Origin of the sequence: Corynebacterium ureicelerivorans, assembly GCF_000747315.1 — a bacterium.
Lineage (GTDB): Bacteria > Actinomycetota > Actinomycetes > Mycobacteriales > Mycobacteriaceae > Corynebacterium > Corynebacterium mucifaciens.
Window position 1 is genome coordinate 375741 of record NZ_CP009215.1, and the last position, 24312, is coordinate 400052.

23 protein-coding genes are annotated in these 24312 nt (G+C 65.0%); 9 read left to right on the top strand and 14 right to left on the bottom strand.

The features are described 5' to 3' along the window. The first annotated feature begins 23 nt into the window (after positions 1–23). Positions 24–764, top strand: coding sequence for a hypothetical protein (locus CUREI_RS01945; RefSeq protein WP_236627241.1), 741 nt, complete (start codon positions 24–26; stop codon positions 762–764). Continuing rightward, positions 761–2314, top strand: coding sequence for a Y-family DNA polymerase (locus tag CUREI_RS01950; RefSeq protein WP_038609828.1), 1554 nt, complete (start codon positions 761–763; stop codon positions 2312–2314). Before CUREI_RS01945 ends, CUREI_RS01950 begins: the two co-directional genes overlap by 4 nt. A 13-nt stretch (positions 2315–2327) precedes the next feature. On the opposite strand, the gene CUREI_RS01955 is transcribed toward CUREI_RS01950, so the two are convergent. Beyond that, a complete protein-coding gene (locus tag CUREI_RS01955) occupies positions 2328–2915 on the bottom strand; it encodes an AMIN-like domain-containing (lipo)protein (protein WP_038609832.1) in 588 nt (195 codons plus the stop codon). Positions 2916–3053: 138 nt separating this feature from the next. Between CUREI_RS01955 and CUREI_RS01960 the strand changes: the two genes are divergently transcribed. After that, positions 3054–3947, top strand: a complete 894-nt coding sequence (locus tag CUREI_RS01960; protein ID WP_038609835.1) for a sucrase ferredoxin — start codon at positions 3054–3056, stop codon at positions 3945–3947. Between the two features lie 105 nt (positions 3948–4052). Here CUREI_RS01960 and CUREI_RS01965 read toward each other — a convergent pair whose 3' ends face one another. From CUREI_RS01965 to CUREI_RS01985, 5 genes are read right to left on the bottom strand one after another with little or no spacing between them, the layout of a single operon-like run. Next, positions 4053–4823, bottom strand: a complete 771-nt coding sequence (locus tag CUREI_RS01965) for an HAD hydrolase family protein (RefSeq protein WP_051952133.1) — start codon at positions 4821–4823, stop codon at positions 4053–4055. A gap of 11 nt (positions 4824–4834) precedes the next feature. Further along, positions 4835–5536 (bottom strand): methionine ABC transporter permease, encoded by a 702-nt coding sequence (locus CUREI_RS01970; RefSeq protein WP_038609838.1) that lies wholly within the window; start codon positions 5534–5536, stop codon positions 4835–4837. Further along, positions 5533–6561 (bottom strand): methionine ABC transporter ATP-binding protein, encoded by a 1029-nt coding sequence (locus CUREI_RS01975; protein WP_038609840.1) that lies wholly within the window; start codon positions 6559–6561, stop codon positions 5533–5535. The genes CUREI_RS01970 and CUREI_RS01975 overlap by 4 nt, the downstream gene beginning before the upstream one ends. Next, complete coding sequence (locus CUREI_RS01980; RefSeq protein WP_038609843.1) at positions 6562–7449, bottom strand: MetQ/NlpA family ABC transporter substrate-binding protein; 888 nt, start codon at positions 7447–7449, stop codon at positions 6562–6564. It lies immediately after the preceding gene. A 27-nt stretch (positions 7450–7476) separates the two neighbouring features. Next, the gene (locus CUREI_RS01985; protein WP_038609847.1) at positions 7477–8367 is read right to left on the bottom strand and encodes a MetQ/NlpA family ABC transporter substrate-binding protein; all 891 of its coding nucleotides are present in this window, start codon (positions 8365–8367) and stop codon (positions 7477–7479) included. Between the two features lie 289 nt (positions 8368–8656). Here CUREI_RS01985 and CUREI_RS01990 point away from each other — a divergent pair, with 289 nt between their 5' ends. After that, complete coding sequence (locus CUREI_RS01990; RefSeq protein ID WP_038609850.1) at positions 8657–11833, top strand: error-prone DNA polymerase; 3177 nt, start codon at positions 8657–8659, stop codon at positions 11831–11833. Positions 11834–11945: 112 nt separating this feature from the next. Here the strand turns inward: CUREI_RS01990 and CUREI_RS01995 are convergent, their stop codons facing one another. Then, positions 11946–13643, bottom strand: coding sequence for an IS3 family transposase (locus CUREI_RS01995; RefSeq protein WP_038609853.1), 1698 nt, complete (start codon positions 13641–13643; stop codon positions 11946–11948). A 137-nt stretch (positions 13644–13780) separates the two neighbouring features. Between CUREI_RS01995 and CUREI_RS02000 the strand changes: the two genes are divergently transcribed. Then, positions 13781–14275: a PH domain-containing protein gene (locus CUREI_RS02000; protein WP_236627242.1), complete on the top strand. Its 495-nt coding sequence runs from the start codon at positions 13781–13783 to the stop codon at positions 14273–14275. Then, positions 14272–15660: a PH domain-containing protein gene (locus CUREI_RS02005; protein ID WP_051952134.1), complete on the top strand. Its 1389-nt coding sequence runs from the start codon at positions 14272–14274 to the stop codon at positions 15658–15660. Before CUREI_RS02000 ends, CUREI_RS02005 begins: the two co-directional genes overlap by 4 nt. Here the strand turns inward: CUREI_RS02005 and CUREI_RS02010 are convergent. Beyond that, positions 15607–16077 (bottom strand): tRNA (cytidine(34)-2'-O)-methyltransferase, encoded by a 471-nt coding sequence (locus CUREI_RS02010; protein WP_038609856.1) that lies wholly within the window; start codon positions 16075–16077, stop codon positions 15607–15609. The genes CUREI_RS02005 and CUREI_RS02010 overlap by 54 nt on opposite strands. Before the next feature lie 18 nt (positions 16078–16095). Here CUREI_RS02010 and CUREI_RS02015 point away from each other — a divergent pair, with 18 nt between their 5' ends. The 3 genes from CUREI_RS02015 (at position 16096) to CUREI_RS02025 (ending at position 18044) form a co-directional block, all read left to right on the top strand. After that, positions 16096–16968 carry a bifunctional methylenetetrahydrofolate dehydrogenase/methenyltetrahydrofolate cyclohydrolase gene (locus tag CUREI_RS02015; RefSeq protein WP_038609859.1) on the top strand — a complete coding sequence of 291 codons (873 nt, stop codon included), beginning with the start codon at positions 16096–16098 and terminating at the stop codon, positions 16966–16968. A gap of 106 nt (positions 16969–17074) precedes the next feature. Further along, positions 17075–17344, top strand: a complete 270-nt coding sequence (locus CUREI_RS02020) for a DUF3017 domain-containing protein (protein ID WP_407919155.1) — start codon at positions 17075–17077, stop codon at positions 17342–17344. Positions 17345–17375: 31 nt separating this feature from the next. Beyond that, complete coding sequence (locus tag CUREI_RS02025) at positions 17376–18044, top strand: metallophosphoesterase family protein (protein WP_051952135.1); 669 nt, start codon at positions 17376–17378, stop codon at positions 18042–18044. A 4-nt stretch (positions 18045–18048) separates the two neighbouring features. Here CUREI_RS02025 and metX read toward each other — a convergent pair whose 3' ends face one another. The 6 genes from metX to CUREI_RS02055 form a co-directional block, all read right to left on the bottom strand. Then, a complete protein-coding gene (metX, locus tag CUREI_RS02030; protein WP_051952136.1) occupies positions 18049–19206 on the bottom strand; it encodes a homoserine O-acetyltransferase MetX in 1158 nt (385 codons plus the stop codon). 117 nt (positions 19207–19323) lie between these two features. Beyond that, on the bottom strand, positions 19324–20190 hold the full coding sequence (locus CUREI_RS11885; RefSeq protein WP_084768093.1) for an alkaline phosphatase family protein: 867 nt from the start codon (positions 20188–20190) through the stop codon (positions 19324–19326). Between the two features lie 30 nt (positions 20191–20220). Then, the gene (locus CUREI_RS02040) at positions 20221–21372 is read right to left on the bottom strand and encodes an ABC transporter ATP-binding protein (protein ID WP_038609862.1); all 1152 of its coding nucleotides are present in this window, start codon (positions 21370–21372) and stop codon (positions 20221–20223) included. 2 nt (positions 21373–21374) lie between these two features. Then, positions 21375–22229, bottom strand: coding sequence for an ABC transporter permease (locus tag CUREI_RS02045; protein WP_051952137.1), 855 nt, complete (start codon positions 22227–22229; stop codon positions 21375–21377). Further along, positions 22214–23164 (bottom strand): ABC transporter permease, encoded by a 951-nt coding sequence (locus tag CUREI_RS02050; protein WP_201773334.1) that lies wholly within the window; start codon positions 23162–23164, stop codon positions 22214–22216. Before CUREI_RS02050 ends, CUREI_RS02045 begins: the two co-directional genes overlap by 16 nt. Then, positions 23164–24300, bottom strand: coding sequence for an ABC transporter substrate-binding protein (locus tag CUREI_RS02055; RefSeq protein WP_069202875.1), 1137 nt, complete (start codon positions 24298–24300; stop codon positions 23164–23166). Before CUREI_RS02055 ends, CUREI_RS02050 begins: the two co-directional genes overlap by 1 nt. Between the last annotated feature and the right edge of the window lie 12 nt (positions 24301–24312).

Here is a 24312-nt window from a genome sequence, read left to right on the forward strand (position 1 = left end):
CCCCGCGGTGCATACTATCTGGCGTGAGTGGAACACCTATTCGAACTGCGTCGGCAGCGGCGGCGAACCTGGCGGTAGTAGATGAACTGCCAGCTCAGACGTCGCGCGCCGACCAGATCGCTGAGCTGCGCGCCCGCATGGCCGCCATCGGCGGGGAGGTTCCGCAGCAGGTCGTTGAGGATGGGGACACACTTGCCGTGGGCGGCGTCCTTTCGCTCGTGCTGCCGAATGGCGGCTTGCCGCGCCAGGCGGTCACGCACATCAGCGACACCCCGGCGCTCATCGTGGAGCTCATTGGCCAGGTAACCGGAGCTGGCGGCCGCGCCGGCATAGTGGGGTGGCCGGAGCTGTCCTATGCCGGCATCGACGCGGATGCGCTAGAACGGGTGGTGGCGGTGCCGGATGCGGGCCTCGACGACTTCAGCGTCGCGGGCGTGCTCGCCGAGGGGCTCGACCTTGTTGTCCTGCGCACCCGCAGCCCGTTCCAGCTCACCCCCGTGCGCGCCCGCCCCCTGCTCGCACGGATCCGCAAAGGCCAGGCCGCGCTGGTGTGCGTGAACGTGGAGGTGCCTTCGCCAGCGCTCACCGTCACGGGCCGGTTGGCCAGCTTCCACGGCATCGGCCGGGGTGTCGGCCGCATCACCGGGATCGACTTCGACGTCCGCGCGGAGACGAAAGGCTACCGGCCTGCCAGCGCGAGGGTGACGCTTGGCGCTGGCAGTGCCGGAGGCGTCGATAAGCGAAGGCTCAGGGCTGTCATATGAGGGCGGCGGCGCTGTGGTTTCCGGACTGGCCGGTGCAGGCGGCGCGGCTAGATTCGGGCGATGAGCTGGCAGAGCCGATTGCGATCGCGGCGCAGCACCGGGTGAAGGTGTGCTCGCACGCCGCGCGCCAGCTGGGCATCCGCCGCGGCATGCGGGTGCGCAACGCGCAGGCGGTCGCGCCAGAGCTCACGGTGGTGGACGACAACCCGGACCGCGACGGGCGCATGTTCGCATCCCTGGCGGCCAGCTTCGACGAGGTCGCCGCGAGCGTGGAGGTGCTGCGCCCCGGTCTGGTGGTGGTGGACTTGGAGGCCGCCGGTCGTTTCCACGGCAGCGAGGACAAGGCGCTGGAGATGCTTATCGACGCAGCTTCGCGCCGCGGCATCGACGCCATGGCAGGTGCCGCCGACGAGATCGCCACCGCACTGATTGCGGCACGCGCCTCCCGGGTGGTGGCGCCGGGCGGGTCGGCCGAGTTTCTGGCCGCACAGCCGCTGGGGTCGCTGGTGGCGGAGGAGTCCCTCGCCGCGGACACAGACACCGTCAGGGCGCTCGGCCAGCTAGGGGTCTCCACCCTCGGGGAGCTGGCGAAACTGCCGCCGAATGCGGTGACCACTCGCTTCGGCGCAAAAGGGATGCGCATCCACCGCATCGCGTCTGCCGCGCCGGACCGCCGGGTGGCCCCGGAGCTGCCGGTGGAGGACCTCGCCGTGGCCATCACGCCCGAGGACCCGATCGAGCGGGTAGACGCCGCCGCGTTTGCCGCCCGCACCCTAGCGGCAAACCTGCACGAGCGGCTGAAAGAGACGGGGCGCAACTGCCTGCGCCTGAAAGTGGTGGCGGAGCTCGGCGACGGCACCCGGGTCGAGCGCGTGTGGCGCACTCGCGAGGCGCTCACCGAAGCGGGCACCGCGGACCGGGTGCGGTGGCAGCTCGACGGCTGGCTGACAAGCGGCGGTTCCGGCGCAATTACCAGCCTCATCCTCGAGCCGCTGGAGTTCGCCCCGCCCGAGCCGGTGGGGGAGCTGTGGGCCGACGGCGCGTCCACGGACACCGCGCGGCGGGTGGTGGAGCGTGTCCAGTCTCAGCTCGGCATCGACGCGGTGCTCCAACCCCGGCTCGTCGGCGGGCGCGGGGTTGCCGAGCGCGTGGCGATGCTGCCGTTCGGGGAGGAGCCGGAGGTCGTCGAGAAGCAATCGTGGCCCGGGGCGATACCTGCGCCCCTGCCTGCGCGCTTAGGCGGCGGCATCGACCACCCGGCCTCGCGCATCATGCTTATCAGCGCTACCGGTGCCCCCGTCATCGTCACCGCCGAAGCGCTGCTGTCCGCCGAGCCGTACGGGCTGGCGTGGGGCGAAAAGCGCTACCTGGTCACCGGCTGGGCAGGGCCGTGGCCCGTGGACGCGGGGTGGTGGGCGCAGACAGACCTCCCCGCGGGCAGGGTGGCGCGCATGCAAGTGGTCGGGCGCGAAGGCGGGCAGAAGGGGGCCGTCACTGGGTGGTTGCTGGTGTGGAGCAGGCGCAGCTGGCGCGTGGAGGCGGTGTACTAACCGCGCGGACCTGTTACTTCTGCACGATGTCCACGACAACACGCATGGGGTCCTCCACCACCTGCACGGAGTACGGCAGGTCGGAGCGAAGCCCCACAACGATCTGGCTGCGGCCCTCGTAGGTCCCGGCATTGATGACGTCGATGACGTTGCCGGTATCGCCCGCCATGGTGACCGGGACGTTGTTGTCCTTGCCCAGCTCGACCGGAGCGACGGTGCCGTCGATGTTGATGTTCAAGAAGAAATTGCCCGCAACCTGCAGAGGCTGGGCGACGGTTTCCTGGATCGGGGTGGAGGTGTAATCCACAAACCAGCCCGGTGTGCCCTCGCCCTCCAGGTCCACCACGACGCGGTCAAAGCCCTCGTGCGCGCCTACGCGCACCCCTGCCACGGCCAGCTGGGCCGGGGCTGACGGGCGCTGCGACTTTGGCGCTGGGTCAGCAGTGCCCAACGGCTGCACTTGCGCGGAGTGGGAGGCGAGACTGCCCGTCAGAGTCTTCCCTGCTCCGTCACCGGCGACGCTGCAGGCAGCGCAGGCGACCGACGCCGCCGCGCACGCGCCCGCCAACGCCAGGCGGGAAAGACCGGAACGTATGAGCATTCCGCCACCGTAACCAGGGCGCCGGGAAGAACCAAAATATCCGGCCCAATTCCCAAATGGTTACACAACCGTTACATCTTGGAATGCTGTCCAAGTCGTGGGCGAAGCCCGATTTGCGCTGTTAGCTATGGTGGTGCCATGCAACAGCTGCTCTGCTCCGACGTAGAGATTGAACCGCTTCCGGGAACCGCCAAAACCGGATCGGTGTACGTGCTCTTCGAGTGGCCCGACGCCTGGCCCCGCGACGTCATCGGCGACGCCGCCCTCGGTGAGGAGCTCACCAGCAAGCTCAAACCGAAACTCGACGAGTACAACGCCACCTTGCTGCTCATTCGCCACCCGACGCGTGAGGGCCGCAACATCAGCGACCACCACCTCTACCTCGTCTTCGCCGACCAGGCGGTCACTGAAGTGATGCACGTGGACGGCCCCGAGGCGTTACTCAACTTGGACCTGTCCGGCCCGGGCAAGAACGGCGGCGTGGAGCGTGAGCGCCCCCTGCTGCTCATCTGCACCCACGCGAAACGCGACCGCTGCTGCGCGGTCAAGGGTCGCCCGCTGCTCAACGCGCTGCACGAGCGCTACCCCTTCGGCCCCAGCAACGACGTGGTGTGGGAAACCTCCCACATCAAGGGCCACCGCTTCGCCCCGACGATGCTGCTCCTGCCGTGGGCCTACAGCTTCGGGCGCATGAACCTCGAGGCCACGGACGCGATGCTCGCCGCCGCGACGGACGGGCTGTATTTCGTGCCCGGCAACCGCGGCCGCGGCACCCTCGGCCCTGCCGAGCAGGCGGCGGAACTCGCCGTTGCCGCCCAAGTGCCGGGCGCGCGCTACGGGCAGTTCGATGTAGTTGCGGGGGAGGGGGACTCCGACCTCGCCGCCACCGTCACCGACACTGCCTCTGGCCAGAAGTATGAGGTGCAGCTAGAGCAGCGACCGGTTGCTGGCGTGGTCGACTCGTGCGGGAAGGCACCGAAGGAGAGCACGGCCTGGGTGGCGGTGTCGGTGGCTCCCGTGGAGCGCAACTAGCAGATCAGCCTGGTGTTGAAACTCATGTTCAACACCACCTGGGGAAACGAGAGATTGGACGCGTGATCTGCTAGTTGCGGCCCGGGGCTTCCAATCCGTGAAGCGCTACATGTACCCGCCGAGGACGTCGGACACGGCGCCGATGACGTGGTCTGTGGCGGCGCGGACCTCCTCGGGGGAGTGGGGGAAGCTGTGGGAAACGTCTGCGATCGCGTGCATGGGCAGGTCGTTCCAGGAATCGCCGAACGTGTAGAGCTGGACGGATTCGCGGGGGAGGCGGAGCTCGCCGAGAAGCTGCGTGATGCCTGCGCCCTTGGAACGCCCCGGCGCCATGAGGTCGATGTAGTCCTGGTTCTGCGCGACCTCCAGGCCGCCGAGCTCCACCGCCCAAGCGACGACCTCCGCACGCAGCTGCGTATCCCCGGGCACCCAGATGGGTACGACGGCGAAACGGTGGTCGGGGATGTCGGCGCGCGTCATGGGCTGGAAATGGGCGGTGAAGTCGTGGGTGGCGCCGATGTTGTTGGCGAAGACGCCGTCGACCCGGCCCAGGGTGGTGCCGAAGATGGCCAGACCCTCGCGGGAACCGAAGGCGTCCAGCGCGGCGCGCAAGACGTCGCCGGATACTTCGTGCCCGAAGATGAGCTGCTCGTTCGCTCCGTCGGTGGCGGAGCCGCCGTTGGACAGGACCTGGTAGTCGAAGGCGAGGCTGCTGCCGCGCATGCCGTGCGCGAGCGCGGTGCGGGAGCGGCCGGTGGCAGAAATGGCGAGATGCCCGGCAGCGCGCCAGGCATCTATTGCGGCGATGTCCTCCTCGCGGAACCCGTTGGGAGGGTGGTGGAGAGTGCCATCGAAGTCGAACGCCACAACCTTCATGGCACCCAAACCTACCGGCGCATGACCTTCTTGGACAGCCAGTTGCCCAAGAACTGCGCCAGCTGCACGATCACCACGATCACCAGCACCGCAGCCCAGGTGACCTGAGGCTCGAACGCGCGGTAGCCGTACACGATGGCGAAGTCGCCCACGCCGCCGCCGCCGATGTAGCCGGCCATGGCGGACATGTCGATCACCGCGATGAAGATGAAGGTGTAGCCCAGGATCAGCGGGCCCAGCGCCTCCGGCAGGATGACCGAGGTGATGATCTTCCACGGGCTCGCGCCCATGGAGCGGGCGGCCTCAATGACACCCGGGTCGATGGCCACCAGGTTCTGCTCCACAATGCGGGCCACGGTGAAGGTGGCGGAGAAACACATCACAAACGTGGCGGCGCCGCGGCCGATGGTGGTGCCGACCACCTGCAAGGTCAGCGGGTAAAGCATCGCGATCATGATGATGAACGGGATGGGGCGGAAAAAGTTCACCGCCACGTTGATGATGGTGTACACCGCCTTGTTCTGCAGGATCCCGCCTGGGCGGGTGGTGTACAGGAAGATGCCCAGCAGCAGGCCAAAGAAGCCGCCGATGACCATGGTGATGGCCACCATCCACAGCGTGTCGCCAATGGCCTCCACGAAGGTGGGGCCGAGGGTGTCCCAGTTCGGTGCTGCGAGCAGGTACTCGGTTACGCCAGTATTCGTCGGGTTCATCGGGTAATCTCCTCAATCTCGGTGTTGCGCTGGAGGGTGGCCAAGAACTCGTCGATGGCGTTGTTGTCGCCGTTCAGGCGGACGGTCATTTTGCCGAAGGAGCGCTCCTGGAGGGTGGTGATGCCGGCGTGCACCGGCTCCACCGCCACACCGCGCTCGCGGGCCTGCTCCGCCGCGCCGAAGAACCCGGAGTCCTCGGTGAGGTCCACGGTGAACAGGCGGCCGGGCTTTGCCAGCAGCTCCCGCGTTTCCACCTCGTCCGGGCGGTTGCGCAGGCTGGTGGCGGCGAAGCGCTGGGCGACGGCGGTCTGCGGGTTGGCAAACACGTCGTAGACGCTGCCGTACTCCACCACTTTTCCGTCCTCCATCACGGCGACCTTGTCGGCGATGGCGCGGATGACGTCCATCTCGTGCGTGATCACCACGATGGTGATGCCCAGTTCCTCGTTGACCCGGCGCAGCACGCTGAGCACCTCTTGGGTGGTCTCGGGGTCCAGGGCGGAGGTGGCCTCGTCGGCAAGCAGGAGCGAGGGGTTGGTGGCCAAGGCGCGGGCGATGCCCACGCGCTGCTTCTGGCCGCCGGAGAGCTGCTCCGGGTAGTTCTCGCCGCGTTCGCCCAAGCCGACGAAGTCGAGCAGCTCGGCAACGCGGCGCTCGCGCTCCTTCTTGTCCACGCCGGCCAGCTTGAGCGGGTACTCGATGTTGCCCGCGGCGGTGCGGGAGGAAAAGAGGTTGAACTGCTGGAAGATCATGCCGACGTTGCGGCGGATCTCGCGTAGTTTGCGCTCGGGCATGCCGACGATGTCGGTGCCGTCGAGCAGCAGCTCGCCCGACGTGGGCATGTCTAGGCCGTTGATGAGGCGGACAAGCGTGGACTTGCCGGCACCCGAGTAGCCGATCACGCCGAGAATCTCGCCCGGCTCGACGGTCAGGGTGACGTCGTCGACGGCTGTGACCTCGCGGTCTTTGGTTTTGAAGACCTTAGAGACGTTCCGGAACTCAATCCGGGTGCCGGTGTTGGCCATTTACTTGTACTCCTCCACGAGGCGGTCGAGGACCTCGTTGAGGTCCTCCTTCGAGCGCTGGACCTGCACGGCAGTGCCGTTGGAGTCCTCGTCCAAGGCTGCGGTGACTTCCGGGGACTGCCAGACGTCCACGAGCTTTTCGTACGTCTCGTTGTCCAGGTCATCGCCGGAGACGGTGAAGACGTTGATGTACGGCTCCGCCAGCTCCGAGTTCGGGTCGTCCGCGGCCACGGAGGTCGCCGGGTCGATGCCGGCGCGCTGCAGCCAGTTGTTGTTGATGATTGCCGGGCGGCCCTCGTTGTACGCGTTCGGCGTCTGGGAGGCGTCCACAGCCACGACCTCCACCTTCGACGCATCCTTGTCGATGTCGGCCGGGGTGGGGGTCAGCGTCGGGGCGCCGTCACGCAGCGTCAACAGCCCCGCCTGGACCAGCACGTTGATGGCGCGGCCCTGGTTGGACGGGTCGTTCGGGATTGCCACTTCCTGGCCCTCGATGCCGTCGAGCGAGTCGTGGTCCTTCCAAAACAGGCCAAGGACGTTGATCTCGCCGGAACCGATGATGCGCAGGTCCTCGCCGGAGGTAGCGTTGTACTGGGCCTGGTAGTTGATGGTCTGGAACTTCGAGATCTCAATCTGGCCCTCGGACTGCGCCGGGTTGACCTGCGGGTACTCGGTGAAGCGCACGATGTCCAGGTCGATGCCGGCCTTCTGCGCCTCGTCGGCGAACACGCTCCACGCCTTCAGGTCGGCGTCGGTGGTGCCGATCTTCACGGTCACCGTGTCGCCGTCGCTTGACGACGCCGTGTCCGTCTCCGACGAGCAGGCCACCAGCCCGGTGGCGGCGATGAGCGATGCCGCCGCGGCGGCGATCACGCGGTTGGTACGCATGTGCGTGCTCCTTTAGTTCTTGTTCCGCTAGTTCTTGTTTTGCAGGCGGTCGAGGATGTCGTTGAGCTCGGACTTCTCGCGGTAGACCGGCACGGAGGTGCCCTTGGAGTCCTTCGCTACGGCCTCCTCGACCTCCGGGGTCTGCCACAGCTCGACCAGCTTGTTCAGCGTCTCGTCGTCGATGCGGTCCGCCTGCGCGGCGAAGACGTTGATGTAGGGCTCTGCCTCGGCGGATTCCGGGTCGTCCTGGAAGACGGCCAGGCTCGGCTCGATGCCCGCGCGGTCCAGCCAGGTGTTGTTGATGATGGCCGGCTTGCCCTCGTTGTAGACGTTCGGGGTCTGGGACGCGTCGATCGGGGTGACGGTGACCTTGGAGGCGTCCTGGTCGATCTCGGCCGGGGTCGGCGCCAGCTCGTCCGCGACGTTGTCGTTCAGGGTGAGCAGGCCAGCCTGGACCAGCACGTTGATGGCGCGGCCCTGGTTGGACGGGTCGTTCGGGATGGCGACGGACTCGCCCTCGATGCCGTCGATGGAGTCGTGGTCCTTCCAGAACAGCGCCAGTGGCACGATCTCGGTGGAGCCCACCACGCGCAGGTCGTTGCCGGAGGACTGGTTGTAGGCGGCGAGGTACTTGATGTGCTGGAACTTGTTCACGTCCAGCTCGCCCTGCGCCAGCGCCTCGTTGACCGGGGAGTAGTCGGAGAACTGCACGATGTCCAGGTCGATGCCGTTGTCCGCGGCGAGGTCCTTGAACACGCGCCATGCTTCCTGGTCGGCCTCGGTGGTGCCGATCTTGACGGTGACGTTGTCGCCCGCCGCGTTATCGGCGGTGTCGTCGGAGTCGTTGGAGCAGGCGACCAGGCCGGTCGTGGCCAGTGCGGCCGCCGCGACGGTTGCGAGGGTGCGCTTGATACGCATTGGGGGTCTCCTTGTGCATGGGAAATGTATGACGGGTGAGAATTTAGCACCCGATGTACCGCTTAGTCTATTTTCTGTGTGTCCCGTCAACTGAGCCGTCTGCCCCGCGGTAGATGGGGCTGGGCACCCGGTTTCCCTCCCGGATCCAGCTGGTAGGACCCAGCTATTGCGCCCTGAGGGCCGAATAGCTGGGTCTAAGTAGCTGGTTTTGGCGGACGGGGACCGGATCGTGCCAGCTGACCACCTCTGCCGCTAGTACACACGTTCGAACCGTGGTAGTGTTCCCGGCATGAGATTCAATGGGGGAGCGCCGCTGTCGTGGTCGCGGCTCGAGCGCATCCTCTCCGGGCGGCCGGGCCCGGAGCCGGTGCCGGTCGGGCACACCGGCACACCGGCCGGCGCAGCGTACGATCAGGGGGCCGAGTCGGGCGGGGCAGCTGCACTGCCGCCTGCGCGCGCCGTAACGACGGTCCCGTTCGCGGAACTGCACGCAGTGAGCTCCTACAGCTTCCTCGGTGGGGCGAGTGAGCCGGAAGAGCTGGTCGCGCGGGCAGTTGAGCTGGGTCTGGACGCGGTTGGCCTGCTGGATCGGGACGGGTTTTACGGCGCCGTGAAGTTCGCGGAGGCGGCGGCCGCGGCGGGCCTGAGCACCGTCTTCGGGGCGGAGTTGACGCTCGGGGAGAAGGTGCTGCCCGTCATTGCCCGTGGGCCCGAGGGGTACAAGCGTCTTTCTCACCTGATGGCGGACGCGCACATGGCTACCCGCGAGAAAGACAAGGTGGCCTACCCGCCGCTGGAGCTCATCGGGGACCAGCTGGGCGGCACCTGCGTCGTGCTCGCCGGCTGGCAGTGGGCAGAGGAAATCGACCACGTGGTCGAGGCGTTCGGTGCGGGCAATGTGGTGCTGGAGTATGAGGTCTCCATGACGCCGGAGGACGCGGACCGGCACGCGGCGTTAGACACGCACGCAGCGACACTGCCCGCCATCGTCACGGCGGCTCCGGCCGCGGCCACCCGCGACCAGGCCAGGCTGGCGGCGGCGAAGCGGGCGCTGGCCCGGCGCGAGTCCCTCTCCCAGGCGCACGGGGATTTGCACCCGATGGGGGCGAACTGGCTGCGCTCCGGCGACCAGCTCCAACGCATGTGCCCCGGCTGCGACGACAAACTCGCCTACAGCGTCGAGCTTGCCCGGGAGTGCGCGTTCACGCTCGACCTGGTCGCGCCGGAGTTGCCGCGCTACGCCACGCCGGACGGGCGCAGCGAAATGGACCACCTGCGAAATCTCACGCTGGCGAGTGCGGAATTTCGGTATGCGGCTCGCTCGCCGGAGGTGCGTCGGAAAGCGATGGCCCAGATCCGCTACGAGCTGGAGGTGATTGAGGAGCTAAACTTCCCCGGCTACTTCCTCATCATCTACAACCTGGTGGATTTCTGCGCGCGGGAGAACATCATGTGCCAGGGGCGGGGCTCAGCGGCGAACTCGGCGGTGTGTTTCGCGCTGGGTATCACCAACGTGGAGCCGATCGAGGCGGGGCTGCTGTTTGAGCGCTTCCTTTCCCCGGACCGCGACGGCCCGCCCGACATCGACCTGGACATTGAATCCGGGCGGCGCGAGGAGGTGATCCAGTACGTCTACGACACCTACGGGCGCGACAACGCGGCGCAGGTGGCCAACGTGATCACCTACCGCACCAAGGGCGCAGTGCGCGACGCGGCGCGTGCCCTGGGGTTCGCGCAGGGCGCGGCCGATAGTTGGGCGAAGGGGATGACGGAGGTGCCGGAGGCCGTCGAGAAGCTGGCGGCGCAGTTCAAAGGGCAGCCGCGCCACCTTGGCATCCACTCCGGCGGCATGGTCATCTGCGACCGCCCCATCGCGGACGTGGTGCCCGTGGAGTGGGCGCGGATGGAAAACCGTTCGGTAGTGCAGTGGGACAAGGACGACTGCGCGTCCGCCGGCCTGGTCAAGTTCGACCTGCTCGGCCTGGGCATGCTGGAGGCGCTGCACCACATGGTGGACCTGGTGGAGGAGACCACCGGCCGCACGGTGCACCTGTGGGAGCTGCCGCTTGACGACGCGCGCGTGTATGACATGCTCTGCCGCGCCGACTCCGTGGGCGTGTTCCAGGTGGAGTCGCGCGCGCAGATGGGCACCTTGCCGCGGTTGAAGCCGCGGCGGTTCTTCGACCTGGTGGTGGAGGTGGCGCTGATCCGCCCGGGCCCGATCCAGGGCGGCTCGGTGCACCCGTATTTAAGAAGACGCGACGGGCTGGAGCCGGTCACCTTCGACCACCCGGTGCTTGAAAAGTCCCTGGGCAAAACGCTGGGCATCCCGCTGTTCCAGGAGCAGCTCATGCAGATCTGCGTGGATGCGGCCGGCTTCTCCGGCCGCGAGGCGGATGCTTTACGACGAGCCATGGGCTCCAAACGCTCCCCGGCAAAAATGGCCGCGTTGAAGTCGCGCTTCTTCGAAGGGTGCTGGCGCACCAACGAGATCGGGGAGGACGTGGCCGAGCGGTTGTGGCAGAAAATCGTGGCGTTTGCCGCCTACGGGTTCCCGGAGTCGCACTCGCAGTCCTTTGCCTCGCTGGTGTACTTCTCCGCGTGGTTTAAGCGCCACTACCCGGCGGAGTTCTGCGTGGGACTGTTGCGCGCGCAGCCGATGGGGTTTTACTCCCCGCAGTCGCTGATCCAGGATGCTCGCCGGCACGGGGTAGAGGTGCTGCCGGTGTGCGTGAACAGCTCCGGGCGGGAGGCCCGGTGCGTGGATTCCTCCACGATCCGGGTGGGGTTGAACCTGGTGCGGGGCTTGGGGTCGGACGCGGCGGACCGGATCGAGGAGGCGGCGCCATTCGACGGGATCGCGGATTTGGCGCGCCGGGCTGATCTGTCCGTGGAGCACGTGGAGGCCCTGGCCCGGGCGGGGGCGCTGGACTGCTTCGGAGTGACGCGCAGGCAGGCGCTGTGGCAGGCGGGCGTGGCGGCCACGGAGCGCGATGGGATGCTGCCCGGGCTGTCGTCGGTGGTGGCGCCGTCGCTGCCCGGGATGAACCCGTTCGAGCTCATGGCCGCGGACGTGGCGGCCACCGGCGTCACGCCCGGGCTCATGCCGGTGGAGATGGTACGTGCTGCGCTGTCGGAGCAGGGCGTGGTGCCGGCGTCCGAGCTGTTGCACGGGGTGGAGGACGGCACCCGCGTGCGCGTTGCCGGTGTGATCACGCACCGCCAGCACCCGGCCACCGCAGGTGGGGTGACCTTTTTGGGGATGGAGGACGAGACCGGGCTGATCAACATCGTCATCTCCGTCGGGCTGTGGAACAAGCAGCGCGTGTTGGCCCGCACCGCCAAGGCGCTGGTGGTGCGCGGGATCGTGCAAAACGCCTCCGGGGCGGTGTCCGTGGTGGCGGACCGGTTGGAGCCGCTGGCGATGGGGGAACTGCTCTCGCGCGGGTCGCGTGATTTCCGGTGATGGGCGCGTGGGCCCGAGGTGCCTAACCGAGGATGCTTACTTCTACACGCTTACTTCTCGAGAGAGCCAGGGCGGTGGGGGTGCTGACTATTTCTTGGACCACTGGGGGCTTTTATACGCTCAGTGCCTGTCGGTACTGGGCGATGGTTGTATATCCTTCGGTCAGCGTCGACTTCAACCGTTCGTGGTTGTAGAAATCGACGTAGCGGTTAATGTATCGGATCATTTCTGCTCTTGTCATCAGTTCGGTTTCTGGGCGTCCGTAGATGCATTCCTGCTTCATAGTGCCGAAAAAACCCTCCACTCTCGCGTTATCCCCACTTGTTCCTTTGCGCGACAATGACGGTATAAGCAGCCATTTGTTGGGGCAGAACTGTCCCGTTTCGCATAGCCGGCACGTTGTGGTGTCGTGGCTGGAGTCGGTGATGGTCTCTACCCAACGGTGGGTGCGGTACAACATGCCCCGGTCGGAGTGGATGATCGGGCGCGCACCTTCAGGCAGGTGCGCTTTGAGTTGGTCCATCATGTCCATCACAAGCCCCGTGTCCGGGGTGGGTGACATAGCCACCACAGGGATGTAGCCGTCGTAGAAGTCCACGACAGGGCTTATAAATAGCTTTCCGTCTACGCAGTTGACCTCGGTGACATCAGTGCCGAGTTTCTGCCACGGCTTATCTGCATAGAAGTCGTGGTGCAGGTCAAACGCGAGCGCGTTGGTTTTGAAATATGTTGACACCCCGTCCGGGTACATCACCTGCTCGGGTTGAGCATCAGGATCGATAAGCAGCAAGTTTTCTGGCTTGTGCTCATTTTCGCCCGCATAGGAAGAATGCCTTCTTATCCTCTTGCCCTTCGGGCGCAGCCCGCATTCGCCCATCAGGGCGTTTACTACCTTTTCTGACACTACGATTCCGCGCTTGGCCAGCGCGTGATGGACCCGCCTATAGCCGTAGCTACATCCAGAGGCTTCCACAATGTCGGTGATCTCACGAGCGAGCTCTGCACGGCGCTTCTGCCGCAGCGCGTGGCGCCGCAATTGGTCACGACGGTCGAAAAACGTCGACTTGCTCAGTCCGACTAACCGGCACGCCTTACGCACTGAAACCCCACCGGCGTGCACGAGGATCTCAACCGCGGCTGTTCTCACCGTCAGATCCGGCTGCCCCGCCGGGGCGAGGTCTTTTCCCGCCTCACCACCTGCCCGCTGTTCAAACGCCGCCTGTAACAACGCGTCTTTTACCATGTCACGCTCCACCTGAGCTGCGATGATGCGTTTGAGGGCTGCTGGATCATCCGGCAGATTGTTCACATCCGGTGTTGAACCGGGTAACCATTCATCAACCGGGCGCAACTTGGGCGCCTGGGCAGCCTGCTGGCGGGCCGCGTTTTGCTCGCGGATATTCTTGCGATGCTCGTTCACGCGTTCCATTGTCGCCAAAACAACATCATTGAACGACACAGACGGATCCAACGGCGTTTTTGGGCCGAAACTGTCTACCCACCGACTCACAGCGGTTGTGCCGCACCCGTATTCCGCGGCGACTTTCGAAATCGTTGCCCCCAGCACAACGCGCGACGCGACAACGCGGCCAATCACCTCCGCAGCACACTCCCTGACACGCTCCGCGTCATCGACCAGATCCTGGTCCACCCCGTGACGATGCGCCGCAACCCACAGCGTCAGTGTCGCACGCGATGGCCGCACCCCATGCGCAGCCTCAAGCCGGTCGAACACCGCCGCAGCGCTTAACCCGGACTCGTATAACTCAACCGCCTCACGGCGAAACTCATTGCTGAACTTGTAACCCATTCAAGGCCTTCCCGCCCCAAAGTGGTCCAACTAAATGTCCGCAGTCCCGGTGGAAGACACCGCACTCGATGGATAAGCACCCTGGGGTAAGCATCTACGCCGGAATGAGCACCAACCCGGCTGGTAGCGTGTGCGCCATGCCCGATGCGCCTGTCCATCCCCTGCCCACGTCCGTGGAAGGCATGAACAAGGTGTCCCCGAAATTGATGTGGCCGCAGTTGGTGAACAACGCCATCTGGATGGTGATCGTCTGCGGTGGCCTCTACCTCTGCTACCGGGAGTGGGGATGGGGCTTTCTCATCCCGCTGGGGATCTTCGGCGTCATCTTCATCTGGCGCTTTTTCCTCATCCCGTTCCAGGTCCGCAACATGGGTTGGCTGGAAACGGACAATGAGCTGGTGCTGAGCAAGGGCAAGATGTTCCACACCATCACGGTGATTCCGTACGGGCGTATCCAGTTCGTGGACGTGGAGTCGGGCCCGATCGCTAGGTCGTTGGGGCTGAAGGAGCTGAAGGTGCACACGGCGTCGAGTTCCTCCGATTCGGACTTGCCGGGGCTCTTGGCAGCAGACGCTGACGCGTTGCGCAACCGGCTCGCCGTCAAGGCGCGCGAGCGGATGAGCGGCCTGTGAGTAACGTCCACACCACCCCCGGCATGGAGGGGTACCGCCAGGTGCACCGCCTGACGCCGTTGCTACGCGTCTGGACGTTTACGCTGGCGTTAGCCACCATTGCCCTGTTCAACTTCACCATGCCCATCTACCACTGGGCGCAGCGCGAGAACGTCGGCGTGACCGACATCGCGTGGGCTGCGGCCGGTCTCGTCGGGGCGCTCGCGGTGGTCTTTGCGGTTTCGCAGATCTGGTGGCGCCGCAGCGGCTTCAAAATCGGCGAGGATGAGGTGGAGGTGCGCCGCGGCGTGCTGACCAACCAGGTCCGCGCCGCGCGCTTCGACCGCATCCAGGCCGTCGACGTCATCGAGTCATTCGCGCCGCGGTTGTTCGGGCTCGCGTCGGTGCGCATTGAGGCCGCGGGCAGCGCGCAGTCCGCAATCAGCATCACCTATCTGCCGCGCGACGAGGCGGAAGATGTGCGCGCGCAGCTGCTGCGCCGCATCGGCGGCACGCAGGAGCGATCGCCTATCGACGCCACCTCCGGCCCCCACCTCGTTCCCCCGATTCCCATCCGCAGGTCGCTCATCGGCACCGCGTTCCAGATGTCCACGCTGTTTACCATCGCGTGGGCGTTCGTGCCCATCTGGACGGAGCTGACCGCCGCCGCGATCATCCCCGTGGTCGTGGGGTTTTTGCCCAGAATCTGGCGCACTATCGACCAGTCGTGGCGGTTCACCTGCACCAAGGAGGGGGAGATGTTCCACCTCACCTACGGCCTGGCCAACCGCCGCCGTCAGGCGGTGCCTCGCTCGCGGATCCACGCGGTGCAGCTGCGTCAACCGATGTTCTGGCGGCTCTTCGGCTGGTGGACGGTCTCGGTGGTTGTCGCCGGGTACGGCTCGGAGCGCAACCAGCAGACAGGCACGTCGAAGTTGCTGCCGGTGGGCACATGGGAGCAGGCGAAGGCGGTCGTGGACGCCATCGGGCCGATGTCTGGCGATGACCTGACGGACCTATCCGCAGCCGACTACCGCTCGCCGCGTAGCGCCCGGTGGGTCTCGCCGATTGATTGGAAGCGCCAGACCGTGACCATCCGCGACGGTGCCGTCGCGGTCACCGCGGGTCGGATTGGGCGCTGGTACCAGATGGTGGAAACCCCGCACATCCAGGAGCTGGCCTTCGAGCAAGGCCCGCTGCAGCGCGCCCTCGGCCTGGCCAACGTGGACCTGGACATGGTTCCGGGCCCGTTCAGCGTCTCCGTGCGCGATGTGGGGGAGGCGCAGGCGCGTGAGATCGTCGATAAGCTGCGTGACCGCAAGCTTCCCCCGATGCAGGTGACGGACCCTCTGTCAGGCCCCGCCGACGAAACCGAGCTGGCGCCACGCCTCGTAGACGGCGACTGACGCGGAGTTAGTCAGGTTCATACTGCGCCGCGCGGGCAGCATGGGGATGCGCACCTGGCGGGTAATGCGCGGGTGGGCCAGGTGCGCCTCGGGGATGCCGTTGGCCTCGTTGCCGAACAGCAGCGCGTCGCCGTCCTGGTAGGCCACCTCGTGGAAGTGGTGCTCGGTGTGCGCGGTGAATGCGAAGATGCGGGAATCCGGGATGGCGTCGAAGCAGGCGCCGATGTCCGGGTGGATGATTACGTCCGCTAGATCGTGGTAGTCCAAGCCCGCGCGTTTGAGGTGTTTGTCGTCGAAGTTGAAGCCGAGTGGTTCGACGAAATGCAGCTGCGCCCCGGTGTTCGCCGCAAGCCGGATGGCGGCGCCTGCGTTGCCGCCGATGGCGGGGTTGTCGTAGATCAGGTGGAGCACGCCCAACAGTCTAGGATTGGGGCCGTGACTGCGATCAAACTGGACGGAAAACTCTACCGCGAGGAGATTTTCGCGGACCTTGAGACTCGCGTTGCTCGTCTCAAGAAAGAACACGGAATCACCCCGGGCCTGGCCACGGTGCTGGTGGGGGAGGATCCGGCCAGCCAGAACTATGTGCGCATGAAGCACAAGGACTGCGAGGAGCTGGGGATCGCGTCCATTATGAAGGAGCTACCGGGCGACTGCACTCAGGAGGAGCTGGAGAAGCTTATCGACGAGCTGAACCACGACCCGGCCGTCACCGGCTATATCGTCCAGCTGCCGCTGCCGAAGCACCTGGACGAAAACCGGGTGCTGGAGCTGATCGATCCGGACAAGGACGCAGACGGGCTCCACCCGGTCAACCTGGGCAAGCTCGTGCTCAACGAGCCCGCCCCGCTGCCGTGCACCCCGAACGGCTCCATCAAGCTGCTGGAGCGCTTCGGCGTGGATCTCAACGGCGCAATCGTGTGCGTGGTCGGCCGCGGAGTGACAGTGGGCCGCCCGATTTCGCTCATGCTCACCTCCCGCGACGTCAACGCCACCACCGTGCTGTGCCACACCGGCACCAAGGACTTGGCCGCGGAGACCCGCCGCGCCGACGTGATCATCGCTGCCGCCGGGAAACCCCACATGATCACCGCGGACATGATTAAGGAGGGGGCGGCACTTCTCGACGTCGGCGTGTCCCGCATCGACGGCAAAACCGTCGGCGACCTGCACCCGGACGTGTGGGAGAAGGCCGGTTGGGTCTCCCCGAACCCGGGTGGCGTGGGTCCGATGACGCGCACGTTCCTGGTCCGCAACATTGTGGAAAACGCTGAGCGTCAGGCTGGCATCGGCCAGGACGGAAATTAGGGCGTGAGCTGGCTTGGCCAGTAGCAGGATCCGGCCGCTTGGGGCGGAGCTTCCCGACGGGCTCACGCTGGACAACCCCCACGACCGCGGCGCAAGCGCCTCACCCCTGCCCATTGCGGTGCAGCGGGTGATGGTGGCGCTGTTTGCGCTGGGGTTTGTGCTCTCCGGGGTTTATGCCGCCACGGAGCACTGGCGCCGCGCGACGTTCACGCTGGGCGCGGCCATGCTGTGGCTGACCGTGATGCGCCTGACCTGCGATTCGAAGGTGATCGGCCTGGTTGCGGTGCGGTCTCGGCGCTTCGACGCCCTGTTCACCACCGCGCTGGGGGCGGCCATGCTGTGGCTGTCCTGGTCGGTGGACGCGCTGGGGTCCTAGGGCGCTGCGCGCTGCTGGGTAGGGTGGCGGCATGGATCCCATCCTCGTCCTTGCCGACATCCACCTCGGCCGCAAGCAACACAACGACAAGAAGACCGGCCCTGGCATCGACTGGGCGCTGGAAACTTTGCAGCGCGGTGCCTCCGCGGGCGCACGCCACCTAGTGATGCTCGGCGACGTCATCGACCGTAAGCGCTACACAGAGGCCACGTACGGCGAGGTCACCCGCTTTTTCGCCGAAGGGCTCAAGCTTTTCGACGACTGCATCTTCATCACCGGCAACCACGATGTGCACCACGATCTCTCCGGCGTGACACCTGACGGCGTCGTAATCGCCGGCGTCGAGCCGCAGACGATTCGGGCGGGGGAGTGGGCGCTTCACACCGCCGCAGTGGAGGTGGATCGCGACCCGCGCCAGCTGGTCGCCGACTTCCCGCCCGCCGTTGTCGGGGTACCCAACTTAGGCCTGCTGCACACATCCGTCACCGGCGAATACTCGAACCACGAGTGTTTGCCGTGCACGCTAGAGGAGCTTCAAGCGTGCGGGTACGGCGCCTGGCTGCTCGGTCACGTGCACCAGCAGATTACGCTCGCCGAGGCACCGTTCATCGGCTGGGTGGGGATGAGCGAGGCCTACCTCGCGTCTTCTGAAGGGGCGCAGGTAAACATCGCTGCGTTGCCCGGTAGCGAGGTTTTCTAAGCAGCTAAATGTCGTAGACCCCGCGCGTCGCGTCCAGGTCGCGTCCCGACGGGGTTTGCTCCGTCAACATGATGAAGTTGCGCAGAATGCGGTCCATCTGGCGCGCCTCCACCAGAAACGCGTCGTGGCCGACCGGCGAAGACAGCTTGGCCATCGCCAGCAGGTTGCCCAGGTTGCGCGACAGGTGCTCCTGCTGGTGGTACGGGTACAAGATGTCCGTGTCTACGCCCACGACCATGGTGGGCACGTTGATGGAATGCAATGCCTTGTTCAAGCCGCCGCGTCCGCGGCCAACGTCGTGGCGGTTGAGTGCTTCGGTGAGTGCGACGTAGCAGCCGGCGTCGAAACGCTCGGTGAGCTTGCGCCCTTGGTGCTCCAGGTAGCTCTGGACGGAGAAGCGCTGCCCGTCCTCGCGGAACTGACCCAGCGGATTTTCGCCCGGCTGGGGGGAGGTGCCGAAGCGTTCGTCGATCTCCAGCTCGCCGCGGTAGGTCAAGTGAGCAATGCGGCGCGCGGCGGCCAGTCCGGCATCAGGGGTGGTGCCAGTGCCGTGGTAATCCCCGCCCTGCCAGGCAGGGTCCTGGGTGATGGAAGTGATCTGCGCGGTCTGAATGCCGATCTGCCAGGCACTCGCACGTGCGGAAACCGCGAGCACCAGCGCGAAGTCCACCCGTTCCGGATACAACAGTGTCCACTCCAGGGTGCGTGCACCGCCCATTGAGCCGCCCAGCACGGCGTGGACGCGGCCGATGCCCAAGGCATCCAGTGCAGCGGCTTCGGCCGTGACCATGTCGCGGATGGAGATTGCCGGGAAGCGCGAGCCCCACGTGCCGCCGTCCGGGTGCTTGCTTGACGGCCCGGTAGATCCGTAGCAGGAACCGATGGCGTTTGTGCACACCACGCACCACTTGTCAGTATCCAGTGCTTTGCCGGGGCCGATGGCCTCGCACCACCAGTCCGTTGCTTGGGAGTCGCCGGTCAGGGCGTGCTCCACCAACAACACGTTGTTGCGCCCGTTCGGGTCCCCCCGGAACTCGCCCCAGCGCTGCACGGCGATCTCCGCGCCGACGATGGTCGCGCCGGCCTCGGTGGTGATGTCGCCAATGGGGATCAAAATGGGGCTTCCCCCATTCGGGACGGTCTGCAAGGTGCGTGTGGACATGGATTCAATGGTAGGCAACGCACGTATTTTTGGACAAAGCTGTCTAGATAAAATTCCTCAGACAAAAGGAAAACGGCCACCATTGTGGTGGCCGCCTCTTTGCATTGATCTAGCGCGCTATGCGCCGCCGTAACGCTCGTTCAGAATCAGCGGGGTGAGCTCAACGGGCTCGATGCTTTCACCCCAAGCAGGTACGTGCCCGCTCGGAGCCCAGGCGATCACCCAGGATGCTCGCTCTTCCGGGGAGTCGCCTCCGTGGCCACCCTCGTCCACGTGACCGTGGTCCGTGGTGATGATGACCAGCCAGTCTTCATTGAAGGTTTCGTAGCGGAACTTCACGTCCTCAACGAGGGTGCTGACGTGGCCGTCCAAGCGACGAATTGCTTCGTTGTAATCGCCCGACAGGGCACCGTAGACGTGACCTGCGTCATCCACGTCGCAGCAGTACACGAACCCAGCGTCAAAACCGGGGCCGCGCAGAGCTGCGTGCGCGTATGCCACACACTCTGCATCTGCAGAGATGTAGCCGTGTGTCTCACCGTCGCGTGCGACAACGCGGTGCAACCCGGCCTTGATCTGCTCCTCGCGGAAGTGGATGATCGGGCCGAGGCCAGCGGGATCCACCAATACCGGCCATCCAGCGGCCGCGAAGGTACGGGTCGTGGTATCGCGGTAGAACGCCTGAGACAAAACATCCGGGTAACGCCAGTGGTTGCTGCCAACCATCGAGTTGTCCACGATGCCGTGCGACGCGTGAGATGCTCCAGTAAGGATGGATGCCCATCCAGGTGCGGAGATCGTGGGTACCTCCATGGTCATCAGGGAGAACGCACCCTCCGCAGCCAACCGTGGAAGCGTTTCACCGACACCCTCGAGCGTGACTCGGTCCCAACGGGTGCCATCAAGTCCGATAATCAGGATCGGACGGGGGCCACCCCCGTTCTCAGGGGATTGAGTGGTCGGTTCGTTAGACGGGATCAGCATTCAGGCAAGTCCTTTCTCCTAGCGGTCGTTCTAAAGCTGTTCCGCGATGCGCGTTTCACCTGCACGAAGCGTTGGTGCGGTGCCGAGCGGGCGGTCAGCGTACAGCTTCTTAGCAACCTCGGCCTCGTTCGGAGTCGGCGTATCGACGACCGTTTCCCGGTTGGTGAGTTCGATGGCAGTGCGCTGACCCTGGCGGATGTTATCCGCCAGCTGCGTCGGGACATCAACGCGGATGAGCTCCGGGTAGACATCGTGTTGCAACATCACCGCAGAGAAGATGCCGCGCAGCTGGACATCCATCACCGTGAAGTTACCCGGAATGTCGGTTCGCAGGTTGATCTCCTCGGGGCGGAGCAGGGCGATGACGGTCTCGCCCTCGGCGACGGGCATGTCTTTGTTCGAGATCTCAATCTCAACATCCATGACGTTTACCTTGCCGTTGCGCACGATGCCCGGAGCGCGGTTCGTGATACCGACGAACGAAGAAATGAACGGGGAGTTCGGGTGGCGGTAAATCTCAGTCGGGTTGCCGATCTGCGCGATAACGCCCTGGTTCATTACACCGATGCGGTCAGCCATAACCAGCGCCTCTTCTTGGTCGTGGGTGACCATGAGCGTGGCAATGCCCTCCTGTAGCTGGATGCGGCGGATCTCGTCGCGCAGCTGGACTCGCACCTTTGCATCGAGGGCGGACAGCGGCTCGTCCAGAAGCAGCACTTCCGGCTCAACAGCCAGCGCACGAGCCAAGGCGACACGCTGCTGCTGGCCACCAGACATCTGGCCCGGGTACTTCGCGGCGTGCTCGTGCAGACCAACGAGCTCGATGAGCTCTTCTGCGCGCTTACGGCGAGCACCGGCATCCACACCGCGGATCTTCAGGCCGTAAGCTACGTTGTCCACAGCGTCCATGTGCGGGAAGAGCGAGTACGCCTGGAACACGATGCCGAGGTTGCGCTTGCGCGTCGGGAGGTTGGAAACCTCGCGGCCGTTGATGATGACCTGGCCACCGTCGGCCTGCTCAAGGCCGGCCAAAATCTTCAGAGACGTCGACTTACCGCAGCCAGAAGGGCCGAGCAGTGCAACCATTTCGCCCTGACCGATGGACAGGTTGAAGTTGCGCAGAACGGTTTTGTCGCCGTACGACTTCACAAGATCCCGCAGGATCACAAAAGGCTCAGACATGATTAAACGGTCTTCCTATTCTTCTTCATGGAGATGTTGGATGCCGCCGAAATCGCGCTGAGTAGCAGCCAGGTGACGATCATCACGAACATGGAGAGTGCGGCGATACCGCGTGGGTTCGTCCTGGAAATTTCCACCATGTACACGGGGAAGGTGTAGTGGAGGAGGAGGGATGCGATTGCGTATTCCGAGATCACCATGGCAATACAAAGCAGCGATGCAGAAAGCATTGCGACGCGAAGGTTCGGGAGGACGACGCCGGTAAGCGTCTGCCAGGTGGTAGCGCCGAGTGACGATGACGCAGAGAACATCGTGCGTAGATCGAGGGCCTTCACACCGGCATCAATCGCGCGGTAGCACAGCGGCAGGGCGTTGATCACGTAGAGCGGAACCAGAATCCACATCGAGGTCAGCACACCTGGAGCGATCGGTCGGAAGAACACGGATACGCCGTTGACTAGTGCGACCGCGGGTACGACTAGCGGAAGAACGGAGAGGAATTCCGCCCACTTTGCCATCTTCGGAGCTTTGAGGTTGAGGAAGATGATGGTGGGAACGAGCAGTACCAGCATCAGCACCGTCGTAGCAACGGTAAGCAGCAGGGTGTTCGTGATTGCTCCGCCAGCGCGGGGGTGGGTGAGTGTCTCGGCTAGGGGATCGGTGGTAAATCCTGTGCCGGGGCGGGTGAAACCGAAGATCGCAGCGGCGACCCAGGGGAGCGCGAAGTAAAGAGCGGCCACGACGAGGATTGCCATCGAGGCACCCGAGGTCTTGTTCGCGTTGTCGACGCGCTTCGGCTTGGCCGCGGTCGGGTCGGTGACCTCCTCGGCCGGTGCGATGGTTACTGGCTGAGCCACTGTTCACTCCTTCGGGTGAGAGCGACGCGGAGCAGCATGGCCGCGATGATGATTATCATCATCCAGGTCACCAGGGCCGCGGCGAGTCCAGGGTTGAGCAGCACGTTGCCGCTGATGAAGAAGCCGATGAGGATCGGCACCAGGTTGAGGGAACCGCCGGCCAGCGCGTACGCCGTTGCGTAGGCTGCGAATGCGTTTGCGAAGAGGAGCAGGAGAGCACCGAGCATCGCCGGCCAGAGAACCGGGATGACTACGTCCTTGATGTACTGGCTGCGCGTTGCGCCCAGCGAGGAAGCAGCGTCGTACCATTCCTTGCGCACGCCTTGCATTGCGGGCAGCATCAGCGTCGCCATCAGGGGGATCTGGAAGTACAGGTACACCAGAGACACACCCCAGAAGTTGGTGAGGGAGAAACCATCACGGAAGCCGGGCCATCCCTGGGAAATGGCGACGGTGAGCAGGCCCTCGGTGCCGAGCAGCGCGATGAAGGCGTACGCCAGACCAACACCACCCGATTGAGCAGCGAGAGCGGAGAAGCTGTTGATGAGCGCAGCAAACTTCTTCGGGCGCTGCTGGTGAGTTAGTGCCCAGGCAAGGATGACGCCGAAGAATCCACCGACCACAGCGGTGAAGAGGGACAGGTTAAACGTCAGAACGAACGCCCCGCGGTAGTTTGGACCGATGGCCTCGGCCATGGTTGAAAACGAGAAGTTACCTTGCGGGTCTTGGAACGACCGCAGCGTGTTTGCCAGGATCGGGAGGATGAGGAAGATAAGCACGAAGAGGAAGTACGGCAGTGCGCCGAGCGCCGCCGGGTTGAACCCGCGGCTGCTACGCGATTTGCGCTTCTTTTCCTCCATTTTGCCGTCCGCATCCGTCCCCGGAGCGGACTGCGGTTCGACCGCGCGCTCAGTAGAGGGAATTGCGCTGGACATTAGTTGCGCACTCGCTGTGCCCACTGGGTCGCGATGACCTGGTTAGCCTTGTCGCCCTGCTCCACGCTCGGAACCTGAACCTTCTCGAGGATGGTCGGGTCCGGCAGCTTGTCCAGAGCTTCCTGGGACAGCTTGCCGTCCTTGGCCAGCTGAGTGAAACGGGTCGGGATAGCGGCACCGCGAGCGTACTGCTCAGCACCCTCGTCGGAGTTGAGCCACTCGATCCACAGACGGCCCGCGTTCGGGTGCTGCGGGTTGATCGTCAGCGGCTGAGCGTAGAAGTTACCGAAAACGCCGTCGGACGGAACGACGCGCTCCAGCTTCACACCATCACGCTCCAGCTGCTCCTCACGGCCGGCCCAGTTGTAGTTCCAGTCCAGAACGATTGCAGCCTCACCGGTGGTCAGCGCGCCGGCCGGGTCGGAGATGGAAACGAGGTTGCCCGAGTTGGAGAGCTCCTCGAAGAATGCCACGCCCGGCTCGATGTCGTCGAGAGAGCCGCCGTTAGCCAGGGAAGCGGCGAAGACACCGGCGATGGAGGAAGCACCCTGGCGCGGGTCACCAGAAAGGGCGATCTGACCCTTGTACTTCGGGTCCAGCAGATCCTTGAAGGATGTCGGGACGTCCTTAACCTTGTTGGTGTTCACACCGAACTCGATCACACCGTAGTAAGCGGACACCCACTTGCCCTCGGGATCCTTGAACTGGTCCGGAATCTCGTCCCAGTTGGATGGCTTGTAGGCCTCGAGGAGGCCCTGCTGCACTGCCGGGGAGGTGAAGGAGTAGCCGATATCGAGGACGTCCGGCTGGGTGCTCTGGCCCTTGAGGTTCTGCACGGCCTGCAGTTCTTCAGCGGAGGATGCGTCCGGCGAATCGACGGTGACCTTGACGTTGTACTTGTTGGAGAACTCCTCGAAGTGACCCTTGTAGTTAGCCCAAGACTCCGGGTAGGCGATGAGGCGGACCTCGCCCTCTTCCGCAGCAAGGTTAGCAATCTCGTCTGCGGTCGTGCCGACGTTTGCGGTCGAAGCCGTGTTGGAGCTGTCGCCGCCGCAAGCTGCGAGGGAGAGGGAGGAGACGACAGCAATGCCGGCTGCAAAAACCTTGACAGACCGGGACTTCTTGTTCAGGAACATTAGGGGACCTTT

Excerpts from the sequence above, each read along its gene's own strand:
- CUREI_RS01950 (WP_038609828.1), top strand. The coding sequence starts at position 761 with ATGAGGGCGGCGGCGCTGTGGTTTCCGGACTGGCCGGTGCAGGCGGCG.
- CUREI_RS01955 (WP_038609832.1), bottom strand. The coding sequence starts at position 2,915 with ATGCTCATACGTTCCGGTCTTTCCCGCCTGGCGTTGGCGGGCGCGTGC.
- CUREI_RS01960 (WP_038609835.1), top strand. The coding sequence starts at position 3,054 with ATGCAACAGCTGCTCTGCTCCGACGTAGAGATTGAACCGCTTCCGGGA.
- CUREI_RS01965 (WP_051952133.1), bottom strand. The coding sequence starts at position 4,823 with ATGAAGGTTGTGGCGTTCGACTTCGATGGCACTCTCCACCACCCTCCC.
- CUREI_RS01970 (WP_038609838.1), bottom strand. The coding sequence starts at position 5,536 with ATGAACCCGACGAATACTGGCGTAACCGAGTACCTGCTCGCAGCACCG.
- CUREI_RS01975 (WP_038609840.1), bottom strand. The coding sequence starts at position 6,561 with ATGGCCAACACCGGCACCCGGATTGAGTTCCGGAACGTCTCTAAGGTC.
- CUREI_RS01980 (WP_038609843.1), bottom strand. The coding sequence starts at position 7,449 with ATGCGTACCAACCGCGTGATCGCCGCCGCGGCGGCATCGCTCATCGCC.
- CUREI_RS01985 (WP_038609847.1), bottom strand. The coding sequence starts at position 8,367 with ATGCGTATCAAGCGCACCCTCGCAACCGTCGCGGCGGCCGCACTGGCC.
- CUREI_RS01990 (WP_038609850.1), top strand. The coding sequence starts at position 8,657 with ATGAGATTCAATGGGGGAGCGCCGCTGTCGTGGTCGCGGCTCGAGCGC.
- CUREI_RS01995 (WP_038609853.1), bottom strand. The coding sequence starts at position 13,643 with ATGGGTTACAAGTTCAGCAATGAGTTTCGCCGTGAGGCGGTTGAGTTA.
- CUREI_RS02000 (WP_236627242.1), top strand. The coding sequence starts at position 13,781 with ATGCCCGATGCGCCTGTCCATCCCCTGCCCACGTCCGTGGAAGGCATG.
- CUREI_RS02025 (WP_051952135.1), top strand. The coding sequence starts at position 17,376 with ATGGATCCCATCCTCGTCCTTGCCGACATCCACCTCGGCCGCAAGCAA.
- metX (WP_051952136.1), bottom strand. The coding sequence starts at position 19,206 with ATGTCCACACGCACCTTGCAGACCGTCCCGAATGGGGGAAGCCCCATT.
- CUREI_RS11885 (WP_084768093.1), bottom strand. The coding sequence starts at position 20,190 with ATGCTGATCCCGTCTAACGAACCGACCACTCAATCCCCTGAGAACGGG.
- CUREI_RS02040 (WP_038609862.1), bottom strand. The coding sequence starts at position 21,372 with ATGTCTGAGCCTTTTGTGATCCTGCGGGATCTTGTGAAGTCGTACGGC.
- CUREI_RS02050 (WP_201773334.1), bottom strand. The coding sequence starts at position 23,164 with ATGTCCAGCGCAATTCCCTCTACTGAGCGCGCGGTCGAACCGCAGTCC.
- CUREI_RS02055 (WP_069202875.1), bottom strand. The coding sequence starts at position 24,300 with ATGTTCCTGAACAAGAAGTCCCGGTCTGTCAAGGTTTTTGCAGCCGGC.